Source organism: Streptomyces sp. NPDC047869, from assembly GCF_040704065.1.
GTDB lineage: Bacteria > Actinomycetota > Actinomycetes > Streptomycetales > Streptomycetaceae > Streptomyces.
The window spans coordinates 14,226-38,169 of the sequence record NZ_JBEYRK010000048.1 but is presented as its reverse complement, the minus strand read 5'-3'; the positions used below and the strand labels follow the sequence as shown (position 1 = coordinate 38,169).

Sequence of the window (23,944 nt, the reverse complement as noted above, 5' to 3'; positions counted from 1 at the left end):
GACCGGTGACAGTTACGCACCTCCCCCTTCGGCACATTCCCAGTTGACGACCACCACCGATGGCTTCCAACTCAAGACGCCTGATGCGGGACGAATCCTATCTTTCGACAAAGATGGAAACCTCGTCACCAGCACAGACAAACAAGGGCGCTCGGTCATATACAAGCGTGACAGTTCAGGCCTGATCTCCTCAGTTGTCACGCCCTCTGGGCAGCAAGCAGATTTCTCCTATTCCGACTCCCGGCTTTCCGGTATCAAAATTTCCGACGGGCGGACCATATCCTACGCCTATACGGACGGTCTACTCTCGCAAGTCATTGAGCCCGACGGCAGAAAAGTCGGCTACAAATATGACGCGACTGGGCGCCTGGCAACCGTGGTCGACGGAAACGGGAAAGACTCCCTGCGGAACTCCTATGACTCTTCCGGGCGGGTCATCAATCAGACGGACGCCGCCGGCAGCAAGACCACATTCTCGTACGTGGGCAAGGAAACAGACGTCACTTACCCAGACGGTGGTATTTGGACTGACGTCTACGAGCAGAACGTGCTGATGGCCCAGTACGACCCGTTCGGTAACAAGACATCGTACGGCTACACCTACCATCTCGACCCAGTCCAGGAAATTGACGCCCTTGGTAATACCACCAGGCGTAAGGTGGACGGTTCGGGGCGTCTTACGGCCATCAATACCCCGCTGTCTGGGCGGTCCTGGAGCTATAACTCGTCGGGCAATATGTGGATGTACACCGACGGTAACCGGAAGAGAAGCGGGTACTCCTACGACGCGAAGAACCAGCTGGCTTCTTCCACAGACCCGCTCAGCAAGAAGACCCTCTTCACTTACACAGATCGCGGTCAGACGGAATCTGTAACCGACCCTCTGGGGAAGGTGACGAGGTACGGCTACGACTCCGCGTCCAATCCGGTATCCGTCGAGTATCCCGATCACACGATTGTGACGAGGAAGTTCGACACCGCTGGCCGGATAACAAGCGTGACCGACCCGCGGGGCAACCTGTCCGGCGCATCCTCCGACGACTTCACGACGACCTACGGGTACGACGAAGCAGGCCGACTCACGACGACGAAGGACCCAAGAGGGAACACCACCCGAAACGAATATGACCCCGTCGGCAACCTCAGCTCCGTGACGGACGCCTCGGGCAAGACCACGACATACACCTATGACGCGGCCAACAGGCTGACCGCGGTGAAGGACGCCGCCAGCCACACCTCCGTGATCACCTACGACGTCATGGGCAATGTCGCCTCCCGCACGGACCCCACGGGTGCGAAGACGACCTACGTGTATGACAAAGCCAGCCGCCTGGTGGCGATGACCACACCGCTGGGCAACGTCTCGGGTACGGATCCCACCAAATACACGTGGACGTACGGCTACGACAAGGTCGGTAACCAGACCACCGTGACCGACCCCCTCGGGAACACAACCAAGACCGACTACGACGCCGAATACCGGCCGATCGCGGTAACTGACCCGCTCGGACACGTCCGCAAGACGGAATACGACGGCGAGGGCAACGTCACCAAGACCACCGACGCTCTCAGCCAGACAACCGTCCACACCTACGACGACAACGGCCGGCTTCTCACTACCACGGACCGCAGCGGCAGGACCGTCACCTACACCTACGACGACGCCGGCAACCTCGCCACCGAGACGTCACCACGCGGCGGCAAGACCACCTATGGCTACGACGACAACGGCCGCTTGACCACCAAGGTGGAACCACGCGGCAACGTCACCGGTGGCGACCCCAGCAAGTACACCTGGAGCACTGGCTACGACGCCGCAGGCAACATCATCAGCCAGAAAGACCCATACGGCGTTCAAACCGTCTCCAACACCTACGACGGCGACGGCAACCTCACCGAGCGCGCCGACGCCCTCGGTAAGAAGACGATCTACGGCTACGACAAACTGGGCCGGCTCACTACCGTCACCACCCCGGACGCTGGCACAACCGTCCTCGGTTACGACGACCTCGGCAACCTGACCTCCCGCAAAGACGCCAACGGCCACACCACCAGCTATGGCTACGACGATGCCGGCCGTCTAAACAAGGTCACCGATCCCATGGGCCGCACCACCGCGTTCCTGTATGACGCCAACGGCAACCGGACCAAGACCACCAACGCCCGCGGCCAAACCATCACCAGCACCTATGACGCGCGGAGCCTGCTCACCAAAGCCACCTATTCCGACGGCACCCCGACCGTCTCCTACACCTACGACAAGGTCGGCCACCCCAAGACCGTCACCGACGGCACCGGCACCCGCACCCTCACGTACGACAATGAAGACCGGCCGCTGACTATCACCTCCCCCGGTGCCACCAACCCCTTCAAATACACCTACAACCCCAACGGCACCCTCAGCAGCCGGACCTACCCCGACGGCCGGGCCATCACCTACGCCTACGACGACGACGGCCGCATCACAGGCCAGACCGCAGGCGGAAAGACCACCACCTACACCTACGACCCCGCTGGAAACCTCACCGCCACCAAACTGCCCACGACGACGGCCGTCACCGAGGCCCGCACCTACGACCGGGCCGGACGCCTCGCCTCCGTCTCCCAGGGCACCGGCGCCCGATACTTCCAGCGGGACGACGACGGCCGCATCACCGCGGACTACTTCAAGGACGCCACCACCACCGGCCTCGCCGACCGCTACTCCTACGACGACGCGGGCCGAATGATCCGCGCCTGCACCGACACTTCCGCCACCGCCTCATGCCTGACCAGCGTTAGCGGCAGCACCTACAACTACGACAAGGTCGGCAACCTCACCACCTCATCCACCCCCACCAGCACCCGCACCAACACCTACGACGCCGCCGACCAGCTCACCAAACGCGTCGAAGGCACCACCACCGTCGACTACACCTACGACGCTGACGGCAACCTCACCAAAGACGCCAGCGGCACCTACGTCTCCGACCCCCTCGGCCAGCTCAAGTCCGCCACACTCGGCACCGACACCTACACCTTCGTCAACGATGCCGACGGCAACCGCACCACCACCAACAAGAACAACGCCCTGTGGCGAACGACTCGGTGGGACCTCGCCGGCCCTCTGCCGCAGATCGCCACCGAGACCAACAGCAGCGGCGCACTGATCGCCGACTACCAGTACAACCCCGACGGCATCGCCGAAGCACAAAACCGCTCCACCGGCACCTTCTACATGCGCCACGACCGCCAGAACTCCATCACCGCGGTCTACGACGCAGCCGGCAAGGAAAACTACACCTACACCTACAGCGCCTGGGGCGTCTCCACCGGCAAGCCCAGCACCACCGACGGCCAGACCAGCGTCTTCGGCTACACCGGCCAGTACAAAGACCCGGCCCTCACCAGCCGCCTGTACCTGCGCGACCGCAGCTACGACCCCGGCAACCGCCGCTTCACCAGCCTCGACCCCGAACCCGCTCCCAACGACAGTCCGAACCTGTCGCCCTACACCTACGCCAACAACGACCCCATCAACCAGGACGACCCCTCCGGCCGCTGCCCCCTCTGCGTCAGCGCCGGCATCGGCGCCGCCATAGGCGCCGCCGTCGACGGCGGCATCTACGGCTGGCAGCACCGCAACGGCGGGTTCACCTGGGGCGGCTTCGCCAAATCCGCCGGAGAAGGCGCTATCACCGGTGCCATCGCGGGGGCGCTGATGCCCGGTGCAGGTAACACCGTAGCCCGCGCACTCAGTCTGAGCGGAGGTCGCGCTCTCGCCACTTCCTCCGCTGTCAACGCTGCCGTGGGCGCCGGCTTCTCCTGGGCAGTGAACGAGGCCCGCTGCCAGCCCACCACCCCATGGGATCTACTCTTTGGGGCCGCGGGCGGCGCAAGTAGCAGCCTCCTGGGCCCGTCGTTCAAGTGGTTCAAGGGGAAGATCCGCGGGGGCGTATCAGAGACTGATCCATTTCCCGAGATTGGCGCGCCGCCAAAGGCCCTTGTGAATCCCAAGGTCGTGTACCGCGGGGATGCTCGTGATCCGTCGCTCGTCTTCAAGTCGGGGTTCCATCCTAAGGCATCCGACGGTAATGTCGATCTTCATCAGTATGGGCTGCACAACACGCCATTCGCCTGGGTTGGAACGAGTGTAAGGGCCGATCTGGCGGCAATGTTCCCTCAGAGCGCCAAGGGGAGCACCTGGGTCTACGAGATTGATTCGCCGGGCACTGGAATCAACATGAACAAGGCTATGGGCATGGGCTACGTTTTTCGGGCCGAAAAGGAAATAGTCTTCCCACAGGGGATCGATCCATCCCGCATCGTAAGGGCCGTCCGGTGGTCGTGGGGCATGCCCACCAACGAAGTGATCGAGAATCCGGGGTACATTCCACGATGAACCAGGTGCGAGTCGAGGCACGCTTCACCGATGGTCGCCATGAGACATGGACTATCCGCTATGCGGAAGAGCCCCCTTGGGGGGTAGAGGTTCTCCCTCCAAGGGGAGAGCCCCTGCTAGGGCACGGAGATGATCTCTTCTTCGCACTGCAAGGTGTTCGGCGCAAGCTGGACCACCAGGGCGTCTTGTTGTGTTGCAACGGAGCACGCGCCAACGCAAGACCGTCGCGAATGGCGTCCGAGCATGGCGCAGAGTTCGTGTATCTCCTCCCGAAGGGAAGGCCGGCCAGCAGTAGGGACCTAGTTCCGCTCTTTGCTCCGGCCCCCCCAAAAACTGTGGTGACCGTGAGCGAGCAACAAGAGGCCTGGGACCGCATGATGTACAGCAGGTTCACGCGCATGTGGCCAATCAATCCAACATGGTGGTGGCATCGTTTGCGAGAGGCCACCGAGGGACCCGTTATCTGGGTTCCCGAGGCCGACGCAGACGGCTTCACCACGTGGCAACCTGCGCCCAAGCATGGCAGTCGGACGCAAATCTGAGGCATTCGATGATTTATGCTGGTATCTAATGCTGGCAACTTAAGGAGGCCATATGCCTAATTTCCGTAAGAGCGTTGCCTTCACCTTAGCTGGACTGGGGATAGCGACGCTGAGCGTCACTCACGCAGCTACGGCCTCTCAAGGAACCGCACCCGTCGCTGACCTGAGCGCGGTACGTAGCACGGCAAGTGATCTGCAGGTAGTGGACGCGGAGGTTGCAAGCCGAGGTGTTCCGTTCAGCCTCACGAGGTTCTACCACTGGGACTCTGCAGCTACGCCTGGAATCCTCGGCAAGGGCTGGAAGCTCTCCCTCGAAGCAAAGCTCGAAGTATCGGCCGCAACAGTAGTTTTCGACGAGGCCGACGGCACCAAGGTGACCCTCACCAAGCAGAGCGACGGCACCTACAGCACACCTGAGGGCACGGCTTACAAGCTGACGGCCACGAACGGGGGTTACTCCGTGACGTCTGACAGCGGGAACCTTGTGCGAAACTTCGATCGAGCCGGACGACTCAGCACAGTCGTCAACGGAAGCGGCGAAGGCCTGAAGCTCGCCTACACGTCAACCGGACGCATCGCTTCTGTGTCAGACGCCGAAGGCCGCGTAGCTCACTTCAACACAAGCAGCACAGGACTGCTTCTGACCGTTACCCTCGCAGACGGCGGCCGCGTCACGTACACGTACACGAACGAGGCCTACCTAACACGAGTCGCGGATGTGGCCGGCAAGGTGCGGACCTATTCCTACGACGCTCAGGGCCGGCTCATCCAAAGCTGAGGTGCAGCAGGCGGACGCCGGATGGGACTCATGGCGGACAATCGACGGCGTCCGCCACAAGCAAGCTGTCACCTCACACCCTCGGGCTCCAGGTTCCCCAGAGGCGACATTGGCATTGGCCCGACCGAGGGCGAGCGGCACCGGGTCCTTGAGGAGCGGCTGCGGGAGCAGGCGGTCGTCGGAGGGGGAGGACTTCGTGTGGCGGCGGGAGCAGGCCCGTGTGGAGCAGGCCCGCCGTGATGCGGCCCGTGGGCTGCTCAGGAGCGGCGGAGCGCGAGCGCCAGGCCGCGGCCGCCGCCGACGCGGTGCGCTAAGACCGTGTCCTATGTGGTGAGCGCTCGTTGGGCTGTGCATGGGGCGGGGTACGTGGAGTTGGATTGTTCCGGACGGCCTGTGGGAGATCGCCGAGCCGCTGATCCCACCGTCGAAGGTGCGGCCGCAGGGCGGGGGAACGCAGGACACACCTGATGAGACGCTGTTCGCGGCGATCATCTACGTGCTGGTCAGCGGTTGCGCCTGGCGGGCCCTCCCGCCGTGTTTCGGGATATCGAAGTCGACCGCGCACCGCCGGTTCATGATCTGGTCGCGGGCCGGCGTGTGGGGTCGGCTGCACGAAGCGGTGCTGCACCGACTCGATGACGCCGGCCTCGTCGACGTCTCGCGCGTGGTCCTCGACTCCGCTCACGTGCGGGCTAAAAAGGGGGCGAACTCACAGGTCCGAGCCCCGTGGACCGGGGCAAGCCGGGTTCCAAGATGCACGTCCTGTCGGACGCGAACGGACTGCCCCTGGTCGTCGGTGTCTCGGCCGCCAACACCCACGACAGCGAAGCTCTGAAGCCCATGGTCGAGGGTCACCAAACGAGACACGACCCCCACCGCGGCCGCCACTTCAAGCCTCAGCGCCTGCACGCCGACAAGGCGTATGACGTCCCCCACCTGCGGAAATGGTTACGCGGCAAACGCATCGGCGTGCGCATCGCCCGCAAAGGCATCGAGTCCAGCGAACGCCTGGGGCGCCGTCGTTGGGTGATCGAGCGGACGATGTCCTGGCTGTCCGGCTACCGCAGGCTCAGCCCCCGATACGAGCGCGATCCCCGTAACTACCTAGCCTTTCTCGGCCTCGCCGCCGCCATCTGCTGTTACAAGCGACTACTCCGCCTCACCACATAGGACACGGTCTAAGCCCTGCCGTGCGAGGTCTGCGGGCTGCAGCGGTCGGCCGGCCTGTGCGAGGCGTGCGGTATTAGGCGCCGGACCGAGACGGCAACCGTGGAGGCCGGGCTGGTCGCCGCGACATGGTCGGCCGACCTGCATGACCCAGGCGACGTCGCCGCCGTAGTGGCCCACGTCCAGGCCTCGCTGGAGGCCGACATCGAACGGGCGCGGCGTAAGTTCCTGGAGCTCACGGAGAGGGGCGCTGGACGCGGACCCGGACCTGGCGGCGTCGGCGCTCGCCTTCGCCGCGCTCCAGGCCGTGGAGCAGGCCCTGCCCGGGGTACCGCAGCAGCGCCCTCGGACGGCTCGGACGGACCGAGGATGCCGAGGCGAAGGCGCGGCGGGCGTGACGCGTCGCGGTCGCGACGGAGGCCGCCGACGAGGCCCGGGAGCGCACCGCCCAGTACCTGCTGGCGACGCAGCTGGAGCAGTTGCGCGAGCGGGCGGCCCGGACTGAGGCGGCCGTGCGCGCGCCGTGGGCGGATCGATTGCCCGAGCTCGCAGCCCAGCCGCTGGACGGCGAGGCAGCCGGGGCGGTGATCACGTCAGCACCGAGCTGAGCGGGATCGTCCTCGCGCGCCAGGCCCTGGTCGCCGCCCGGAAAGCGGCGAGAACGGGTGCGCCCGGAAGGAGAAGCCGAAGCGGCGCACCGGCGCGGTCGTACGCCGCGACGGCCGCGAGCCGCTCGGGCTCGGCATCGCGATCGCGATGATGATGACCGAGCGCGGCATGGTCACCCCCGCCGTCGGCGGCAGCATCCTCGCGCATTTCGACGACATCCTCGCCGCGGCCGCGCAGAGCTCGCCGGTCACCTCCAGGCCGTGGCGTTCGACGCGGACACCGGCCGCCTGGACGTCGCTCCCGACGCCCCCGCGTACGGTACAAAGGTGCGCTGTTGGACGACGTCGACGTGGGTAACCGGCGCATCATCGTCGGTGGCCAACCACCCTGATCGCCCGCCGCGACGAGCGGGCTGCCGTCCGGAAGAGTGAAGGACACCAGCGAGGCGAGAGGGGTCGACATACGTGCCAAGAGGTTGTCAGGCAACCGTAATTGATTCCACCGCGGTGTGACGCCGGAGCGGTAGCCAGGTAGCGGCTGTGTCGCGACCATGTTCCCAGCGGCACCACGCCCGACAGCCGTGCCCAGGAGGGACAGGCGGAGGCTGTCGGCCCGGGCCGCCGCTCCTGCATCGCCCAAAAACGCTTCGATGCGGGCCCACGCGGCGAGGCGCGCGGTACTGGGGTGGAAGTCGGCGGGGAGTCCGAGGGCCGCCCGGACCGTGCCACTCGTCTCCCATGGCAGGAACCACCAGGGGATGTGCAGGTCGCTGACCAGTTCGGCGGCGGCGACATGCGCGATGAGGTGGCGTCGTAGGTACGGGTGCGGGGGCTGATCCGGCGTCGGGGGGAGTAGCTCTACGAAAGCCCATACGAGTTGCGCGTGCGTAACGGTGATCGAGATCTCGGGGAAACGCTCCGCCGTGTCCGTGTCCGTGTCCGTATCCCGGAAACCGAGCACTGCGGTGCGTACCGGAGGGTTTCGCTGATCCGTTCGTGGATCGGCCGGTACACGGTCCGCTCGTCCTCGACCGCGGTGGTCAGGTAGCCGTTGAGACGGCTGCCCATCACCTGGCGGATGACCGCGTCCGGGTCGGCCACGGGGGTTAGGCAGAGCGCCCGCACCGCGGCGGGCCAGATGTCGGCCCAGGGCAGCCCCGCCCCCTGCCCGAAGGCGGATGTCCGCAACACGGCCATCAAGTGTTCGGCCGGGGTGTCGTGCCAGCGGGCCACCTCACCGAGGTCCTCGCGGAGGAGCGCCTCGGTCCCCTCGCGCAGGGTCCGGCGCCACGGAGGGTCGTCGGGGCTCGGCAGGACACGCATCGAGCGAAGTCGCTCGGAGGCGATCCGGGCGTCCAGGAAGGACGGGGACACCTCTTCGGCGACCGCTGCGGCCAGCGAGCGGTGCTGGTACCGGAGCTGGGGCTGGGCGCGGTCTGGCCCCGGGTACCCCGGCTGCTCTTCCTCGGCACCGCCCTGGCCTTCGTACGGGGCCCGGAGCAGCGCGCGGACGTACGCGGCGATGTCGCCCCTGGTCGCCTCGACGTCGTCCGTGCGGATCAGGTTCCCGGAGTGAGTGGCCCGGATGAGGAGCCCGAGCAGGTCGGTGGAAGGGGCCGTGGGGGTCGAAGTGGAGGGACGCTGCGCTTCGCCCTCGGCGGCCGTCGTGTACTCCCTGGGGCTGCGGACGCCCAGAAGCAGCCGGACCGCGGGACGTCCACCCGTATTCATGCGCAATTGACTGAGGGGGCGGAGCAGGTCGGTGATGACGCGCGTCGGGTTCCTGGCCTCGTCGATGCCGTCGACCACGAGGGTCAGGGGCTGTCCCCGCAGCAGGGCGAGCTCTCCTACGAGCCTGCACAGGGCCACCACTGGACCCTCGTCTAGGAGCTTCGCCGGCCCTCTGGGTGCCGTTCGGGTGCGTGCCGTATGCGCCGTGCCGAAGACGCTCGGGGAGCCGCCGAGCGCCTCGTACAGGGTCTGGGCGAGCTCGTCCGGATTGGAGTTGCGGGCGAGGACGGCCGCGTCCACCGACCCCACCGGGACGTCGAGTTCCTCGGGGATGTCGGCGACGAGCGGACCGTAGTGCGGGTCCGCCCGGAAACGGGCGTCGCTGAGGGTCACCATGCGGGCCAGGAGGACAGACTTCCCCGAGCCGGCCTCGCCGGTGACGACGAGTACGTTCTCGGTGCCGACCAGGAACGCGAGCACCCGCTTGACCAGCTCGGCGCGCCCGGTGAAGTACCAGCCGGGGCCGCCGGCTCCCGGCTGACCGGAGGCGCGCGAGATCCAGTACGTGTCCAGCTCGGTCCGGGTCCATCCGACCTGGCTGAGGGAGGCACCGAGTACGGGTTCGACGGCGGCGTAGCCGGGGTTCGGAAGGCAGGGGCTTGGCTGTTGGTGCGCCCTCTGGACCGTGGCGGATGGGGTCGGCCAAATCTCGTGGACGTCGGCCATGGTCTTGGCGTCGAACACCGCGCCAACGATGCCCTTCCAGTCCTGCCAGCTGAGGTGGGACCCGGCGTAGCCGTTGGCCCGATCCGCGCAGTGCTCGTGGGCGGCCCGGAGCAGGTTGGTGAACTGCCCGAGCCGGGGCCTGCTCTCGTCGTTCCCGGCCGCGAGTACGACGAGCGAGCCGAGCGAGCGGCGCCTCTCTCGGAGCGCCTTCAGGTTGGCCTTGAGCTCGGTTTCGAGCCGGCCGGAGAAGCAGGAGTCGACCATCACCAGGACGTGAGTGGCCCGGGAGTCCAGCACGGTCGCGATCAGTTCGGCGGTCGGGAAGGCGGTGCTGAGCGGCCGGTCTTCGTAGGAGTCGGGCAAGCGCAGGAAGTGCTGCGGGGAGTTGGCGGGGGCCAGACCGTGGCCCGTGACGTAGACGACCAGGGCTTCGTCGTCGTCCACCTCAGCGAGTTCCTCCTTCAGGAGGAACTCACGCAGATCCCTCAGATCACGGAGCTGCTTGGGCCGGGCGGGGGCGAAGCGGCGCCCGTCGTCGAGGCCGGGATCGGCCCACCAGCCCTCCACGATGGTCACCTGCGCCGAGACGCCCGTCCTGAACGCCTGCTGCTGCGCCGGGCTCCCGTCGTCGTACTCCGTGACGGCTATGACGAGGAGGCGACGGGCGTACGTGCTGGCGACCGGGTCGCGCCTCATGGCCGACCGTCCGCTACTGCGCGGGCCACCGGCTCGCTGCGGAGGTAGCGCACGGCGCTGTGGGGGTCGCCCACGCCGTTGCGGACCGCGGCATCGACCAGCCCCGGCGCCACCCGGCACAGCCCCGCGCCGCCGGTGACCACGTCGTCCGGGTCGTAGACGTTGATCCATCGGACGTGATCGGGCAGGCGTAGCTGGTCGCCGTCCTTGATCTTCATGAGCCGCCGCACCGAGGGGATACCGAGTGGGGAACCACAAGTGATGAGGGTGTGGACGGCGGGCCCGGGGACATCTCCGTGTGTCCGACCCGCGACGTCGTCCTCGTGGCGGAACAAGTCATAGGCGATGACGCTGCCGAGGGAATGGCCGATGACCACGGAAGCGGTCGGGGTGACGTGGTCGCGGACGAGTGCGCGGACCTTGATGGCCAAGTCCGGCTGCGTCAGATAGAAGCGGACTTCCCGCATCCGCTGGACGAAGAACCGCCCGCCGCCGCCGGGGAAGCGGTGGTCAAAGGCCATCAGCAGTCGGGTGATCCGAGATGGCCAGAGCTTCGGCGGGCCCAGTACGGCCAGCGGCTGATCCTCGGCGTAGGCCAGGTCCTGCGGCCCGACGACGTCACCGAGGGCCTCCGCCACGAACTCTTCCTCTGCCAGAGTCAGCCACGCGCCGTAGGCGTCGTCCTGCGGCCCCAACCGGTCCGTGCCCTTGGCGAGCAGGGAAGTCCAGTGCGGCGTGCGGAGCGTGGGCAGGTGGTCAGGCCGGTCCGTGAACTCCTTGATGCCGCGCTCGAGCGCCTGTGCTGTATCCGGGCAGGACTTGTCGCTCGATCGGCCGGACTCCCGAAGGTCCCCCGCTGAGAGCGGCCGCTGACGGATATGGGCTGGCTCGCCCTTACGAGCACGTACTGCGTGCATCTCCCGTGCGCACGGGAGATGCACGCCCGTGTGGAGTCAGGGATGGCCTCCTGCAGGGGATTGGTACGCAGGATGTCCAGTGAGGTTCCGGATGGTGGCGGAATCGGAATTGCGGGGGTGGGTGGCCTTATGACGTGCGGTGCGGCAGCTGGTGCACGATCCGCGCGGCTCTGCGTTCCGGACCGCGCTACGCGGCATCCTCGAACCCGTCCGACACCGGTCCTCGAGTTGACGGACACCTTGGCCATGCGGCCGGCCCTGCTTGCGCTGCGCCAGCTGGTCGAAGCCCTGGCCACCACCTAGGACTTCGCCCGCAGGGCTTCGTCAACGAGGGCCGGCGGGTCGGCCGATTGAAGGACGGCCCGGCGGTCGGGAGGAACGCACTGGCCTCCCCGGCGTACGCACTTGGGGTAGCGGGCGGGCACCCTGGTGTGCTTGATCATGGGCCTGGTCAGCGAGGTCGGCACAAGCCGTTGCGGCCCGGTCTACGGCACGCTGTTGCGAGACCCGGGCCGGAGCCGGCCCCAACTGCCACCGGAAAAAAACAGGCCGCGCCGCCCCTCAGGCGATGGGATCCTGCGGGGATGGGGCATCACTCCTATCTGATCGTCGGCGAAGACCAGTTCCTCTACACCCGCGATCACTACAACGAGGAACTGGCAGCGCTCTTCACGGAGAACGACCGCGAGCTGGTCGTCGCCGACGCCGACGACGACACGCGTGACGACGACTGGGACGGGGAGGAGATCACGTTCGGTTACTACACCACCGCGAAGGCTCTGCGACAGCGCCTCAACGTGCAGGGCTTCACCTCGCCTCGCGCTCTCGCCGAGCTGGCGGAGGGCGCCGAGCGATGGCGGAAGACCTACGACGATCAGAGCGAGCTCCGCGAACGGGAAGCCCGGGGCGAGCAGCTGTACCAGACCCTCGCCCGGCCCCCGCGCGAACCCGCCGAACTGCTCGCGGCCATCGGCGAGGCAATCGGACCGCACCGGCCGCAGACGTCGTTCGCCACCGCGGAGGAATACGTCTCGTACTTGATGCAAATGACCGAGACCGCCGCGGACGTGGAAGAGCTGCGCTGGTTCGTCGAGCGCCGCAGCCTCGTACGGCTACTCGTCGACCAGGCCGCCGACCACATGCGGGTCGGGCTGGACGTGAGCGGGCTGACCGGTTGCTGTATTGGCCTGGACACGGACCAGCCCATCGCCGGCCCGACACGTGAGCGACAACTCGCGGCCCTGCCCGACAATGCCCCGCTGATCGTGCTTACGGAGGGAAGTACCGACTCCAGGGTTCTCACTGAGGCGATGCACGTCACCCACCCGCACCTCGTCGACTTCGTCCGCTTCATCGACTACACGGGCACGGACACGAAGCCCCAGGGCAGCGTCGGGGCACTCGCGAACATGGTGAACGCGTTCATCGCGGCTGGTGTGGCCAACCGCTTCGTGGCCATCGCCGACAACGACGCCGGCGGGCACGAGGCATTCGCCAGGCTGAAAAGACAGAAGCTGCGGGCAGGATGTCGGGTGCTGCACTACCCGGACCTGCCCCTGCTGGCCCGCTACCCCACCCTCGAGCCGACATCCTCCGTCGTAGCGCTGACCGACGTGAACGGTGCCGCCGGCTCCCTGGAGATGTACCTCGGCGAAGACGTTCTGACGATCGACGGCGCGTTGGCGCCGGTCCACATGGGACGCTTCATCCCCGCCGTGCAGCGCCGCCAGGGGGCGCTGTCGCCTGTGCACAAGGTCCTGGTGCTGAAGGCGTTTACGAAGAAGGTGAAGGCGGCCCGGTCAGGGCAGCACAGCAGTGGTGACTGGAGCGGCGTGCACGCCATCTTCGAAAAGATCGTCCACGCTTTCGACTGAAAGATCCCGGGGCCGAATGTCGTGAGGCTGCCTTCGCGACGGTATGGATGACCTGTTTCCGGCTCTCCGTGTCAGGCGGGCGCGTGGCGCCTAGTCCTCGCCGCCGTCGACCCATACGTCGACCGTGACGTCCTTGCCCGGCAGCGCGCCCGCGAGGAAGAGCAGCGGCGCCCCCTGACGGCCTTCCGGGACGGCTGGGGCGCCGGCGGGCGGAAGCGCGCTGGCGTAGCGCTGTACGGGCGCCCGCAGACTCAGGCGGGTGCCGGTGCCGGGCGCAGCGATGCCAGTGGGGAGTCGGCGGCCTTTCTCGACCCCGCGCAGGTGTTCCCAGTCGATCGCCGGGTGCGTGGCGACCACAGCGTCGACGGACGCTGCGGTTGCTCGATCGAGAGGTGCTGGCTCGCCGAGTCTTATCAGTCCGCATTTACGACGCTACGTTGATCCTCTCCATGGTGAGGGGGAGTGCATGGACCGTGACGACGTGATGACCGATGCGTTGGCCGACAAGGTTCTGGGGGGCCGGATCGGAGGGGCGATCAACCTGCCCTTCCAGTGGAAGCAGAAGAACGCACCACGCCGTCCCACGGCACCGATCCACATAGAAGCTCATACGCCCGTGCGTACAGACCTTTCCTGCCGCTTGGAGCTGCGGTTCCGGATCGGACTGGACAAGCCCTGGGAGTACAGCCTCATCTTGCTCCATCCCGGCAGCCGCACGGTCCTGCGCCGTCTTGATGTACGGGGGACTCACATTGACCGGGAGAGCGGCGAGGAGTACATCAACCGCACCCACAAGCACAAGTGGAGTGAGCAGCGGGGCAACAAGGACGTCTACGCCCCCGATGACATCCGCCACTCGCCGGACCCCGTACTCGATGCCACGCTCGCCATTATGGACGAGGAGTACGACCGAGTTGTCTACGACTTCGTCCACGAATGCCGAATGAGCATCGGGGGAGGCTACCTTTGGGTACCGCCGACGCCGCCGACGCCAGCCCCGACCTTCGAGGGATTTGAGGAGTACCCGTGAGCCCCTCCGCCCTTATCGATCCTGAGGTCGCCGCCGCACTGCGCTGCTGGCACATCGCACCAGCTGGCCGCCCAGGCACCGTTGCGCTGACCGGCCGCGCGTACTTCGCCGACGGTGACGGTGTCACGGTGCTACTCCGTACGTCAGGGGGAGATGCCCTCGCCAGTGACGGCGGAGTCATGGCGGCACGGCTAGCCGACGTCGGCGTGGATGTGTGGGGCCCCACTCGCGCAGCTACGGCATGGATGGAAACCCTTAGCGCCTTCAAGCTGCATGAAGTCGACGGCCGCATCGTTGGCCGCCGTCCGATCAAACAGGCCGCAGCTCTGGCATCCGACATCAGCAGCGCCATGCTCACTACCGATGGGCTGCGCTGGCTGGCCGCTCCTGAACGCGAAAGCAAGCTGGTACGTCAGTTCTATCAGTTCCTCGATGGAGCCCATTTCGCCTACGACAGGCGGCCAACCATCGAGCTCCCCAGAGGCGCCAAAGTCCGCCCAACCGTCCGCGTGAACACCCCAGAGCGTTCCGTACTCGTCCAAGCCGTAGGCGGCACTGAGCAAGCCCTTGAGCATGCGCTCTCGCTGGTCCAACGCATCGAGCGTGCTAACTATGCGTTCGATCAACGGTTGGTACTGCTCAAGGGGAACCCCACCGGATGGCCAGCGGATCACCTTGACCTCCTCGCTGACCATGCACCGGTGGGCTTCTCAGACCGGATGGATCAAGTAGGCCAGTTCCTCAAAGAGGGGACTCCTCTTGCACGGCCAGTACCTGCGGATCTCTGATCGAAGGTAGCGACACCCCTACGCCCACTCCATGCCCAGTTCCCGCAGCGCGGCCAGTTGCTCCTGGGAGAGCTTGTCCCGCCTTGCGCGAGTGTTCGATACCCACACCCCCAGCTTCACCGGCACAGGCTCCGTCTCGCCGTCGACCACGATCTCCACGACGGCGCCGCGCGGGACCGGCCGACCCACACCTTTGCGCTCGACCCACTGCATGAGGGCTGCCAGGCCGCATTGGAACGCCTGCTGTGCCTTGCTCGAGCCCTTCGGCGCACGCGTGGCCGTCGGGGCGGGGGAGGACGCCTCAGCAGGCTGCACGCCCAGCTTTGATAGCAGCTCCTGCTGCTCGGGCAGGAGCCGCGACCAGGTGCCCGGCTGCTTCTGCTGCCGGAGCCACTTGCCGATGTCGTCGCCGTCGAACCGCACGCCGGGCGCGATGTCGGGCAGGTGGGCGTCGGCGTCGACCAGGTCCACCAGGACGCGGAACTGTCGCTGCCAGTCCAGCGGCCACGGACAGTCCCAGTCCGGATCGATCTCCGCCAGCTGCGCCGCGCGCACGGTGGCCCGCTCCGGGTCCTTGCCCAGGCCGTTCTTCACGCCCTTGCGCCGGAGGTTGGCCATGTGCTGCCCGATGGGCACCATCGCCTCGCCTTCGCCCCACACGGCGTCCTGCCGGGGCGCGAGGTGCCGGGTCGCCCGCCGGTAGGAGCGCAGCGCGGCGAGCTTCGCCTCCCACGCCGATCTGCGCGGTGACCTCGCTCTGCTCCTTGCGGTTGGTCGCGAGGTCATCGGCGTACTGCTGCGCGTACTTGTTCTGGATGGGGGTTTTCGCGGGCTCGTCGGCCACGACCACACTCCTTGTGCCTGGTTGTTGCTGCCGGATGCTAGTCACTGTGACAGAGCGACAGTTGCTCTTCCCGCACGGTCACCACCCTCACGGTGAGAGTGGAGACCAGCGCACTGCCTGTCCCCACGGTCATCGGCGCGACGGGACGTGCCCCGGTGAAGGCACCGGGGCACTCGCGCGTTGCCTTGTCGGCCAGTTGCCGTGCGGTGCCATCTCAGAGGGGCTGGGGGTGCGCACTGCTGTGGCTGCGTGTCCGGCGACGTAGATTTCCTAGGCCATCCGCCTACGCAGCCCGCGTTTCGCCGTCCTGGGTGGCCCCGAAAGGCGCCAGGGGGCGGCCCCGAAAGGTGGTAGGGAGCGGCGGCGAAAAGTGATGGGGCACTCCGGGCGCCGGGTGGGAGTGTTGCTGCTGGCCATCTCGCCGACGTTCAGGCGTGCAGGTTTCCCTGCAGGCTTCTGTGCAGGAACAGCCGCCCGATTCTGCGAGGAATCACCGCCCCAAATGGCCCTGGACACCACTGCCGACGTGCGAAAACGCGTATTTGAGGGAGGCCATTTGGAGGTGCGATGGTGTGTGCCGCGCGACGCGGCGCACTTCAGCAAGGGGGAGACATGGAAGCCATCATCGCTGCCGTCATCACCGCCCTGGGCGGCATCGTCACAGCGGTCATCACCACGCGGCGGCGGGGCTCGTAGCAAGATGCGCTGTGAGGTGACATGACGCGAAAACGAAAAGCTCTGGCCGCGTCACGTCACCTCATTACATGATCACGCGGCAGTTCCGGGATCCGTCTTGCGGCGGACCGCGTCGCCGACCACCTCACGGACCTCCGCCTTGGACGGCGTACGCCCGGCCCCTCGAAGGCGCGCGAGAACAGGGGCTCGTCCCAGACGCGGTTCGCCATGGCGGCGAGGTGGATGCCCTGGCTGCCACGTGGCCGCTGCCCCCGCTCCCTCGGGGAGCGAGGGCGCGGGGGCGGCGTACGGATTACTGCACGTCCACGAAGTCCCCGGTCGCCTTGACGGGCGGGGTGGTGGAGGTGCCCGCGAAGTTCCAGCGCCAGTAGCCGTCTTCCGACGCGGGGACCGTGGTCGTCAGGCTGCCGGTGCTGGAGGTGTACACGGTCTTGACGGTGGTGTAGGTCGTGGTGCCGGCCTTGCGGAACTGGAGCTTGACCGGCTGGTTGGTGTAACCCCGGTAAGCGAGGTTGTCCCAGTCGGCCCGGGTGAGCTTGCCGGTGACGGTGAGGGTCGCGCCCTTGGCGACCGGCTCCGGGCCCGCGTTCGCGGTGAGCTTGGAGTACCGCTGCAGGCGGGTCGTGGTGTAGCTCGCCGCCTGGGTCCAGCTGTCGTCGTTGGCCACCCCCTGCACACTGACCTTCCACGTGCCGGCGTGGGCGTTGGCGAGCGCGGTGCCACCGTACCGCCAGTCCGGCTCGAGGAAGATCGTCTGAGAGCAGGTCGAGGTGGTGGCGCTCGATGCGACGCAGTCCGCGTGGTAATGGAACTGCTGCGACACGATGCGGTCGTCGTAGGCCTCGTAGGGATTCGCACCCTCCGGTCCGCGCCACAGGACGAAGTCCGCGTCCTGGATGCCCGACGGGTGGGTGAAGGTCCCTGACACCGTGATCGTCTTGGAGTCGAGGCCCACCACGATGTTCTTGCCACCGTCGAAGGAGACGTCGCTGATCTGGACGTCCGTCTGGGTCTCGCCCGCGTAGGCACCGGGGACGACGAAGCCGGTCAGCGCCGTGACGGTGCTGAGGACGGCGAGGGCGGCGCGCTTGCGCATGCATCTCCTTCACGAAGAGGGAAGCGGGAGTCGCCGGGCAGGGCACGGCGAGGCAGTCGAAGCCGGTCGGGGGCCGGTGACGGGTTGGATCCATTACGGGATGCGGCCTGCCGCATCCTTCGGCGGACGTCGGCGTGCTGCACGCAGTGTCACCCTGCTCCCCCGGCTCACGGACTGCTCGAAGTATCAAGCGCGCCTGGCCGTCCGAACGTCACCCGCTCGGCATCCGAAGCTGGGACCGCTCGGTGGCAGCCCGGGCGGTCTCCGGGCCGCCGCCGTACCCGGAAGCCCTCCGCGTCGGCATCGTGAGCACGGCCGGAGGAAGCGGCACCAATACCTTCGCTACCCGGCCCCAGGCGCCTCGTGTCCGGGCGAGGGCACACCTTCCGCATATGGTTGGTACCCGAGATGTACGCCGTATGAGCGCTTTATGGCTAGGGTGTGGGCTGCCACCGTGGTGCTGCGCCCCGCCGGACTGGAGCGTGCGGGTCTAGCGTCCGCGCGACTGATCCGCGAGCCGGCCCGGGCGCCCGTGGGCGTCCCCGAGGCACCCTCTCAAGGACCACCGCCTCCGAGGGCACGGTGCCGGTGTGGGCACGGTGCCGGTGTGGTGCTGTACCGCGCCAGCACGGTTCAGGCGCTCGACGGCTCCGGGAGGGCACCGGATATCTGCAGTTCAGCCCGGTGTGTCAGCAGCGCGTGCTATCTGCTGTTGCGACGGATTCACCGCGCTGCGCGCCAGATTCCCGGGGGTCACGAGCCCGTGCCGTTCACCGCGCTGCACCCAGATGCCGGCCGACTGGACGCCACCCAGCCTGATCTCGGGTGCGCGATGAGCTGGGCCCAGGTCTACAAGGTTCGGCCCCGCGTTGCCCTGGCCTGCCCCGGATGCGGGTGGGCCGTGCATGCCAAGCACTCCCCGCAAGGGGTGCGGTTCTTCTGCCACGACCCGGGCCGCGACGGCACCTGCGAACTGGGCGGCGAATCGTGGGAACACCACATGCTCAAGCTCGAGCTGGCCTCGGCGGTCCGCAGCGCCGGATGGCACGCCGCCCTCGAGGTGGCGGGAGGTGACGGCGCATGGCGCGCGGACGTGATGGCGTCATCCCCCGACGGCAGCAGGCGCATCGCCTGGGAAGCGCAGCTCTCACCGATCACCGACCGGGACATCCTGGCCCGCACCGCCCGCTACGCAGCCGAGGGCATCGGCGTGTGCTGGGTGTCCCCGGGCCCCCAGGCACCCCCGTGGATCGACGTGGTCCCGGCCGTACAGGTCAGCGCCCCCGACCAGCACGGGCAGTGTTGGAGGGTGGTCGACGGACTGGGAGGATTCGACGCCGCCGCCGGGACCTGGGAGTTCAAACCGCAGGAGCTGGGGCGGTTCGTGAGATGGGTGCTGTCCGGCAGCGTCACCCCCGTCGCCAGCCTGCCGCACTACACGTCCGTACAACGCGGCTCCGGCCTCGACCACTACGTGCAGCGTCACCTGTGGTGGACCTCCGCGCAGTCCGAGCGCGCGCAGACCGAGCACGACCGCAGACGCCAGGAGCAGGCCGAACGAGCCGAACGGGCCGACAGAGCCCGTCGGGAGGCCGCGGAGCGCCGCGCCGCACGCCAGCTGCAAGAGTTCCAGCGCCGACAGCAACTGAAGCGGCGCCGCCAGAGTCAGCTCGTGCCGGCTCCCGAAGACGAAGAGACCCGCCGCGCCCAGGCACAGGAGCAGCGGCGCCTGGAGCAGGCATGGCGCCGGCAGCGCGAGCAGGAGGCCGCGAAGCTACAGGAGCTGGCCGGTCGGGCGGTGGAGGTGGCACGGGCGTGGTGGCAGGACGTGCCACCACGCCAGCGTGCCGAGCTGTTCGCCGCGGTCGCCGAACGGGCCTGGCACGACGAAGAGATACGGGTGGAGATCCCCGAGAGGCCGCAGGTGTCCGAGAGCTTCGCATACGGCATCCCGCTCTTCACGACGGGGCGGCTGCGCGCCCTGTACGGGATCGTGCGTCCCTGCCCCGAACTGGTCTGTCTGTCACCGCAGTTGGAGTTCCAGCACCTGGTGGTGCGTGATGAGCGGGAAGCCCGTCAGCTGGCCGGGGTGATGTCGCCGCGAGCCCGGATCACGAACCTCTGCCTCTCCAGCGACGCCACGGGCAGGCCCGGGTAGACAGCCTGCGATACCCGGTCCAGCGCAGGGCCCGTTCGGCGGCAGCGGCTCGCTGCGTTGCGGCCTGTCGGTGCCCCGTGGGGGAGAACTCCACTCGGCCGGTGTCGGGCTCGCAGGAGGTCACCGTGCCGTACAGACGGTGCAGCACGGGGGTCACGCCGCACGACAGCCCCGCCCCCTTGTCGCCTCTTCGCTCTCTCGCTCACTGTGACACAGGCGCCCGAACAGGAAGTCCAGCGGGACCGCGACGTTCACGGCCCTGGTAGGCACGCCCGGGGCGAGGCGGGGAGAGTGGACGGCGGCCGCGCCTTACCTCCCCTGCATCGTCGTGCCCGGCGCCCCGAGCAGCGCCAGACCCATTTCAAGGCCAGACCGTTGCTCGGCCTGCGCTCGTTTTTCGCATCCGGCCCCATCCCGCGCCACGGGGCGAAACCTCGTAGGCGTGCGCGACGACTACCGGCTGCCGCTCGCCGTGTCCGCGCCGGTCAGACGTCTGGCCGCAGAAGCTCTGTACTCAACCCGCCCGGATTTCTACGCGAAAACAATGCCGGATCCTATGCGGAAACCCGGGGCGTCTCCACCCCCGAGAATACCGCTCTGAACTGCGGTTATTCACCGGACGAAGCGGGTTGCAGCACGGCATGCGGGTGGCCAACCTGCCTTCTGCGGACAGCGCACCGCACCACAACACCCGAGGGGGAAACCATGCAGACAGTCATCCTTGCCATCGTCCCGTCCGTCATCGCAGCCGCCGGAACCATCGGTGCCGCCTTGATCAGCCGTCGAGGGCAGCCAGCGCGCCGCAACGATGATCCAGGGGTTGACGGACCCGGTGCTTCGAGCACCGATCAGTCGTTGGCGGGGCATGACCAGGACTCCTGACGTGGCGGTCGCCCGTGTGGTCGCCCTCGCCGAACAGGCCACCCTCCACGCCACCCTCGAGCACGTCGACCAGGCGCTCGCTGCGAACCGGCGGGAGTCCGACGCTCCCGACCGGATCGAGGCCGCAGCGCCGCGTCAAGGCGCTTTCGGGCGCGGCTGCGGGGCGGACTGGCGGGCGCTAATCCCGGGATGGTTGGTAGTCCCCCGGCTGTGGCTGTACGGCAGGCACGCGATGGGGTCGACGGTGCCGACGGCGTAGCCGGGGCAGCGGTGGGAGTCGCTGTCATCGGCGGCAAACAGGGCACCGACCGGGAGCAGGGCGAACAGGACCAGGGCGAGCGCCAGGAGGGCGGTCAGGCGGGAGAAGCAGGCGTCGGACTGGGGGCGGTGAGTGTTCACGGCGGTGCCTTCCAGGAGGGATGCCTGCAGTCGAAGGCATGAGCACGATCCCGGACGCGCAGCAGGCCAGGCGCTCGGAGGACGGGCCACGGCCGGAGGTGTGGACCTGGCCCCGGACCGACCGCCCGGCGCTCCGGGTGATGTCGGGCGGGAAGTGGCGGCACGCGCCGGTTCTGGCCCGGCAGAACGACGAGGTGGACCTACTCGGCGATGCGTTGCGGGTGGCCCGCGAAAGCGGCTCAGAGTTATCCAGGAGCGCCGCCGGGGGCTGAGCGTGGGTGATCCCCGGCGCGGCCCTGCCAAGGGCTGACAGGGCCGGCGGGGGCGCTCCGGCTACAGGTAGGTGTCCAGGAACGCGGCGGCGTGCGCGGTGCCGTGCTCGTCGACGAGCGGGTAGCCGAGCAGCTCCACGCGCTCGTTGCGGCCGTTGACGCGGACGGTGACGACGGCACCGTCTGGCGCGGCCGCGCGGAAGCGGACGACGGTGTCCGTGAGCGCGCTGGAGTTGATCACCTTGAAGACGCGGACGGGGTGAGCCATGTGTGGCCCCTCTCGAGCGGGGGCGGCGTCCGTATTGGCCGCCCTGTAACCCTTCCCGGCCTGGTGATGGTCTGCGGGGGAGTGTCAGTTGGGCATCGTCATCTGAGTGTCAGTGGCGCAGGCTCAGTGACCTGGTGGTTGGTGCTGACGGGTGGTGCCCACCTGTTGCTGACATGAGTGACGAAGGGCCATGTCATTCTCATGCAGACTGCTATAGCGGATGCGGAGTTTGTGCTGGTCGGAGGCTGCAGCGGCCGAGTATGGGGCGGGTGAAGGCTCACGGCAGCATGCCATCGAGGCCGGGCAGGATCTGGACCGCGTTCCGACACCGACGACCTGGTGCGCGACGCCGTACGGCGCGTGCCCGGCAGCGCAGCAGCCGGGCACACCCGTTCCGGGGAGAGTCTGGCGGCCCTGGTCGGCCGTTATCACCGTGCAGCGCACTCAGGTCGCCGGTGTCACAGGAAGCTCCTGTCCTCGGGGGGTCTGTGTAGCGAAATCGTTCGGTGTAACTCCCGATCATGCAGGTTCCGGCACCGGGGGGTGCGCCGGGCGGGGCGCTGCCGGACGTGGGCTTCGGCGGTGTGCGGGGCGGTGATGGCGCTGTGGTCGGGGATGGCGCGGGCCGCGAGGGTGACGCCGCTGGCGATTCGGGGTCCCAGTAGTACTCGCCGAAAAAGCAACGGAGTAGCCCCTGAGCTGTGGGAATGCCGGGCTACGCGGTGCCCTGGGGCTGGCTGGGGACTTTGCTGAGGTGGCGGTAGGTGGTGGGGCGGGAGACACCGAATTCGTCGGCGATCTGCTGGACGGTGTAGTCGCCGGAGTCATACATCTCGCGGGCGAGTTTGACCTGGCGGGGGCCGAGTTTGGGTTTCTGGCCGCCGGTGCGGGCGCGGGCGGAGGCAGGCCGTCCCTGGTGCGTTCGGACATCAGGGCGTGCTTGAACTCGGCGATGGCGCCAAGGATCTGGAAGAACATGCGGCCGAGGGCGGTGGAAGTGTCGATGCCCTGGTCGAGGACGACCAGGTCGACGCCGCGGGCCTGGAGGTCCTTGGAGAGGTCGATGAGGTTCTCCAGGGAGCGGCCGAGCCGGTCGAGCTTGGTGACCACGAGCTGGTCGCCTTCGCGGGCGACGAGGAGGGCCTTGTCGAGTTGTGTGCGTTACAGGAGGCGCGTACAAGACATGCATGACACTCGCGGCCTGCGGAAACGCCGTGGTGATCTTCGTGTCACACGAATGATCGTTTGCGTTCTCCTATCACGGTTGGGCTGGAGAACCGTCAGCCTCCAGCCCCGGTGACATGGCCGCCTAGTCGCAGGCCGAAAGGGCACCGGAGCAGTAGGGCGCGGGCCGTCGTGACCGTGACCACCTCCCGCTCAGCGGCAAGTAGCCCCGAGTTACGGGACTCGTCCTCATTCGGCACAGTGCTGACCGCCGACCTCTCGCCCACGTAGTTGCGCACCTAACTGCTCCGTCCACGACGTTCGGCGAGCGGCCGAGAGCAGGCCGCTCCGTAGCGGACAAGGAGCACCTACTTCGTGATCAACTCAGTTGTCTCGAATGAACGACGACGGATCACTGTGGATCTCCTGAGCAACCAGCCCTTCATCGACATGCTCGGCGAGCAGCGGCCCATCGCCCAAGTTGCCCTCGCGTTCGCCGACACCATTCTCAAGGGCGTCCGGCTCACCGCCGGCGACGGTGAGGTCGCGTACGTCAGCCAGGCCGATCTCAAAGACCCGGGGAGCTGGCCGGACTGGCTCCGCGATCTGCGGCGGTGCGAGCACCGCCCCAGCTCCTTCGGAACCCGGCAGTAACTCGCTGATGCACTCCTTGCCGCCCTGCAGGTAGAAGCGAGGGAACGCACCGAACACGCCGATGCCAACGACAGCCCTCTGCTCGCCCGACTCGATGAGCTCGAACCGGCCGAGGTCCTGAACGTGCTGGACGAACTTGGTCTTCTCACCGGCTCCCTGGTGCGAGCAGTCAGGGACGCGTTGGCCTACTTCGACCGACGCACCTACCGGTCGGCGACGTACCAGCAGAACTGACGCCCCGCACCCGCACAAGAGGTCGCGGACCGGCCCTCT

At 67.5% G+C, this 23,944-nt stretch carries 17 protein-coding genes and 3 pseudogenes; 11 read left to right on the top strand and 9 right to left on the bottom strand.

Annotated features, from left to right (window positions below; translation table 11 throughout):
• The first annotated feature begins 43 nt into the window (after positions 1 to 43).
• The 3 genes from AB0924_RS36780 (at position 44) to AB0924_RS36770 (ending at position 6,871) form a co-directional block, all read left to right on the top strand.
• Positions 44 to 4,381, top strand: coding sequence for an RHS repeat-associated core domain-containing protein (locus AB0924_RS36780; protein ID WP_366913790.1), 4,338 nt, complete (start codon positions 44 to 46; stop codon positions 4,379 to 4,381).
• A 594-nt stretch (positions 4,382 to 4,975) separates the two neighbouring features.
• On the top strand, positions 4,976 to 5,701 hold the full coding sequence (locus AB0924_RS36775; protein ID WP_366913781.1) for a DUF6531 domain-containing protein: 726 nt from the start codon (positions 4,976 to 4,978) through the stop codon (positions 5,699 to 5,701).
• A gap of 352 nt (positions 5,702 to 6,053) precedes the next feature.
• Positions 6,054 to 6,871 (top strand): IS5 family transposase gene (locus AB0924_RS36770; RefSeq protein ID WP_366913780.1). Its coding sequence is split into 2 segments (ribosomal slippage): positions 6,054 to 6,396 and positions 6,396 to 6,871, totalling 819 coding nucleotides; the frame shifts between segments, so codons are not numbered across the junction.
• A gap of 585 nt (positions 6,872 to 7,456) precedes the next feature.
• On the opposite strand, the gene AB0924_RS36765 is transcribed toward AB0924_RS36770, so the two are convergent.
• The 3 genes from AB0924_RS36765 to AB0924_RS36755 form a co-directional block, all read right to left on the bottom strand.
• Positions 7,457 to 7,684 carry a hypothetical protein gene (locus tag AB0924_RS36765; RefSeq protein ID WP_366913779.1) on the bottom strand — a complete coding sequence of 76 codons (228 nt, stop codon included), beginning with the start codon at positions 7,682 to 7,684 and terminating at the stop codon, positions 7,457 to 7,459.
• Positions 7,685 to 8,334: 650 nt separating this feature from the next.
• Positions 8,335 to 10,629 (bottom strand): ATP-binding protein, encoded by a 2,295-nt coding sequence (locus AB0924_RS36760; protein WP_366913778.1) that lies wholly within the window; start codon positions 10,627 to 10,629, stop codon positions 8,335 to 8,337.
• Positions 10,626 to 11,546: a hypothetical protein gene (locus AB0924_RS36755; protein WP_366913777.1), complete on the bottom strand. Its 921-nt coding sequence runs from the start codon at positions 11,544 to 11,546 to the stop codon at positions 10,626 to 10,628. Before AB0924_RS36755 ends, AB0924_RS36760 begins: the two co-directional genes overlap by 4 nt.
• A gap of 584 nt (positions 11,547 to 12,130) precedes the next feature.
• On the opposite strand from AB0924_RS36755, the gene AB0924_RS36750 reads away from it, so the two are divergent.
• The gene (locus AB0924_RS36750; protein WP_366913776.1) at positions 12,131 to 13,420 is read left to right on the top strand and encodes a HEPN/Toprim-associated domain-containing protein; all 1,290 of its coding nucleotides are present in this window, start codon (positions 12,131 to 12,133) and stop codon (positions 13,418 to 13,420) included.
• A 90-nt stretch (positions 13,421 to 13,510) separates the two neighbouring features.
• Here AB0924_RS36750 and AB0924_RS36745 read toward each other — a convergent pair whose 3' ends face one another.
• Entirely contained in the window at positions 13,511 to 13,777 is a 267-nt protein-coding gene (locus tag AB0924_RS36745; RefSeq protein WP_366913775.1) for a hypothetical protein, read from the bottom strand.
• A 109-nt stretch (positions 13,778 to 13,886) separates the two neighbouring features.
• On the opposite strand from AB0924_RS36745, the gene AB0924_RS36740 reads away from it, so the two are divergent.
• Positions 13,887 to 14,450: a hypothetical protein gene (locus tag AB0924_RS36740; RefSeq protein WP_366913774.1), complete on the top strand. Its 564-nt coding sequence runs from the start codon at positions 13,887 to 13,889 to the stop codon at positions 14,448 to 14,450.
• Complete coding sequence (locus tag AB0924_RS36735) at positions 14,447 to 15,238, top strand: hypothetical protein (RefSeq protein ID WP_366913772.1); 792 nt, start codon at positions 14,447 to 14,449, stop codon at positions 15,236 to 15,238. Before AB0924_RS36740 ends, AB0924_RS36735 begins: the two co-directional genes overlap by 4 nt.
• 18 nt (positions 15,239 to 15,256) lie before the next feature.
• Here AB0924_RS36735 and AB0924_RS36730 read toward each other — a convergent pair.
• Positions 15,257 to 15,973 (bottom strand): annotated as a pseudogene (locus AB0924_RS36730) (helicase associated domain-containing protein); the annotation flags it as partial.
• A gap of 1,097 nt (positions 15,974 to 17,070) precedes the next feature.
• Entirely contained in the window at positions 17,071 to 17,874 is an 804-nt protein-coding gene (locus AB0924_RS36725) for a calcium-binding protein (protein WP_366913771.1), read from the bottom strand.
• On the opposite strand from AB0924_RS36725, the gene AB0924_RS36720 reads away from it, so the two are divergent.
• The 4 genes from AB0924_RS36720 (at position 17,873) to AB0924_RS36705 (ending at position 21,585) form a co-directional block, all read left to right on the top strand.
• Positions 17,873 to 20,032, top strand: a complete 2,160-nt coding sequence (locus AB0924_RS36720) for a competence protein CoiA family protein (RefSeq protein WP_366913789.1) — start codon at positions 17,873 to 17,875, stop codon at positions 20,030 to 20,032. The two genes, AB0924_RS36725 and AB0924_RS36720, sit on opposite strands and share 2 nt — an antisense overlap.
• Positions 20,033 to 20,897: 865 nt before the next feature.
• Positions 20,898 to 21,173 (top strand): hypothetical protein, encoded by a 276-nt coding sequence (locus AB0924_RS36715; RefSeq protein WP_366913770.1) that lies wholly within the window; start codon positions 20,898 to 20,900, stop codon positions 21,171 to 21,173.
• 11 nt (positions 21,174 to 21,184) lie between these two features.
• Entirely contained in the window at positions 21,185 to 21,355 is a 171-nt protein-coding gene (locus tag AB0924_RS36710; protein ID WP_366913769.1) for a hypothetical protein, read from the top strand.
• Positions 21,352 to 21,585, top strand: a complete 234-nt coding sequence (locus AB0924_RS36705) for a hypothetical protein (protein WP_366913768.1) — start codon at positions 21,352 to 21,354, stop codon at positions 21,583 to 21,585. The genes AB0924_RS36710 and AB0924_RS36705 overlap by 4 nt, the downstream gene beginning before the upstream one ends.
• A 61-nt stretch (positions 21,586 to 21,646) precedes the next feature.
• Here the strand turns inward: AB0924_RS36705 and AB0924_RS36700 are convergent, their stop codons facing one another.
• From AB0924_RS36700 to AB0924_RS36690, 3 genes and pseudogenes are all read right to left on the bottom strand, one after another.
• Positions 21,647 to 21,853 carry a hypothetical protein gene (locus AB0924_RS36700; protein ID WP_366913767.1) on the bottom strand — a complete coding sequence of 69 codons (207 nt, stop codon included), beginning with the start codon at positions 21,851 to 21,853 and terminating at the stop codon, positions 21,647 to 21,649.
• Positions 21,854 to 22,568: 715 nt separating this feature from the next.
• Positions 22,569 to 22,721 (bottom strand): annotated as a pseudogene (locus AB0924_RS36695) (helix-turn-helix domain-containing protein); the annotation flags it as partial.
• 95 nt (positions 22,722 to 22,816) lie between these two features.
• Positions 22,817 to 22,963, bottom strand: a pseudogene (locus AB0924_RS36690) (recombinase family protein); the annotation flags it as partial.
• Positions 22,964 to 23,392: 429 nt separating this feature from the next.
• Here AB0924_RS36690 and AB0924_RS36685 point away from each other — a divergent pair.
• Complete coding sequence (locus AB0924_RS36685; RefSeq protein ID WP_366913766.1) at positions 23,393 to 23,671, top strand: hypothetical protein; 279 nt, start codon at positions 23,393 to 23,395, stop codon at positions 23,669 to 23,671.
• The last annotated feature ends 273 nt before the right edge of the window (positions 23,672 to 23,944 follow it).

Bases quoted from the DNA above. Each gene is read 5' to 3' on its own strand.
- AB0924_RS36700 (WP_366913767.1), bottom strand. From the start codon at position 21,853: ATGGCTCACCCCGTCCGCGTCTTCAAGGTGATCAACTCCAGCGCGCTC.
- AB0924_RS36720 (WP_366913789.1), top strand. From the start codon at position 17,873: ATGCATCTCCTTCACGAAGAGGGAAGCGGGAGTCGCCGGGCAGGGCAC.
- AB0924_RS36715 (WP_366913770.1), top strand. From the start codon at position 20,898: ATGACCAGGACTCCTGACGTGGCGGTCGCCCGTGTGGTCGCCCTCGCC.
- AB0924_RS36755 (WP_366913777.1), bottom strand. From the start codon at position 11,546: ATGCACGCAGTACGTGCTCGTAAGGGCGAGCCAGCCCATATCCGTCAG.
- AB0924_RS36765 (WP_366913779.1), bottom strand. From the start codon at position 7,684: ATGCGCGAGGATGCTGCCGCCGACGGCGGGGGTGACCATGCCGCGCTC.
- AB0924_RS36750 (WP_366913776.1), top strand. From the start codon at position 12,131: ATGGGGCATCACTCCTATCTGATCGTCGGCGAAGACCAGTTCCTCTAC.
- AB0924_RS36760 (WP_366913778.1), bottom strand. From the start codon at position 10,629: ATGAGGCGCGACCCGGTCGCCAGCACGTACGCCCGTCGCCTCCTCGTC.
- AB0924_RS36740 (WP_366913774.1), top strand. From the start codon at position 13,887: ATGGACCGTGACGACGTGATGACCGATGCGTTGGCCGACAAGGTTCTG.
- AB0924_RS36775 (WP_366913781.1), top strand. From the start codon at position 4,976: ATGCCTAATTTCCGTAAGAGCGTTGCCTTCACCTTAGCTGGACTGGGG.
- AB0924_RS36705 (WP_366913768.1), top strand. From the start codon at position 21,352: ATGAGCACGATCCCGGACGCGCAGCAGGCCAGGCGCTCGGAGGACGGG.
- AB0924_RS36725 (WP_366913771.1), bottom strand. From the start codon at position 17,874: ATGCGCAAGCGCGCCGCCCTCGCCGTCCTCAGCACCGTCACGGCGCTG.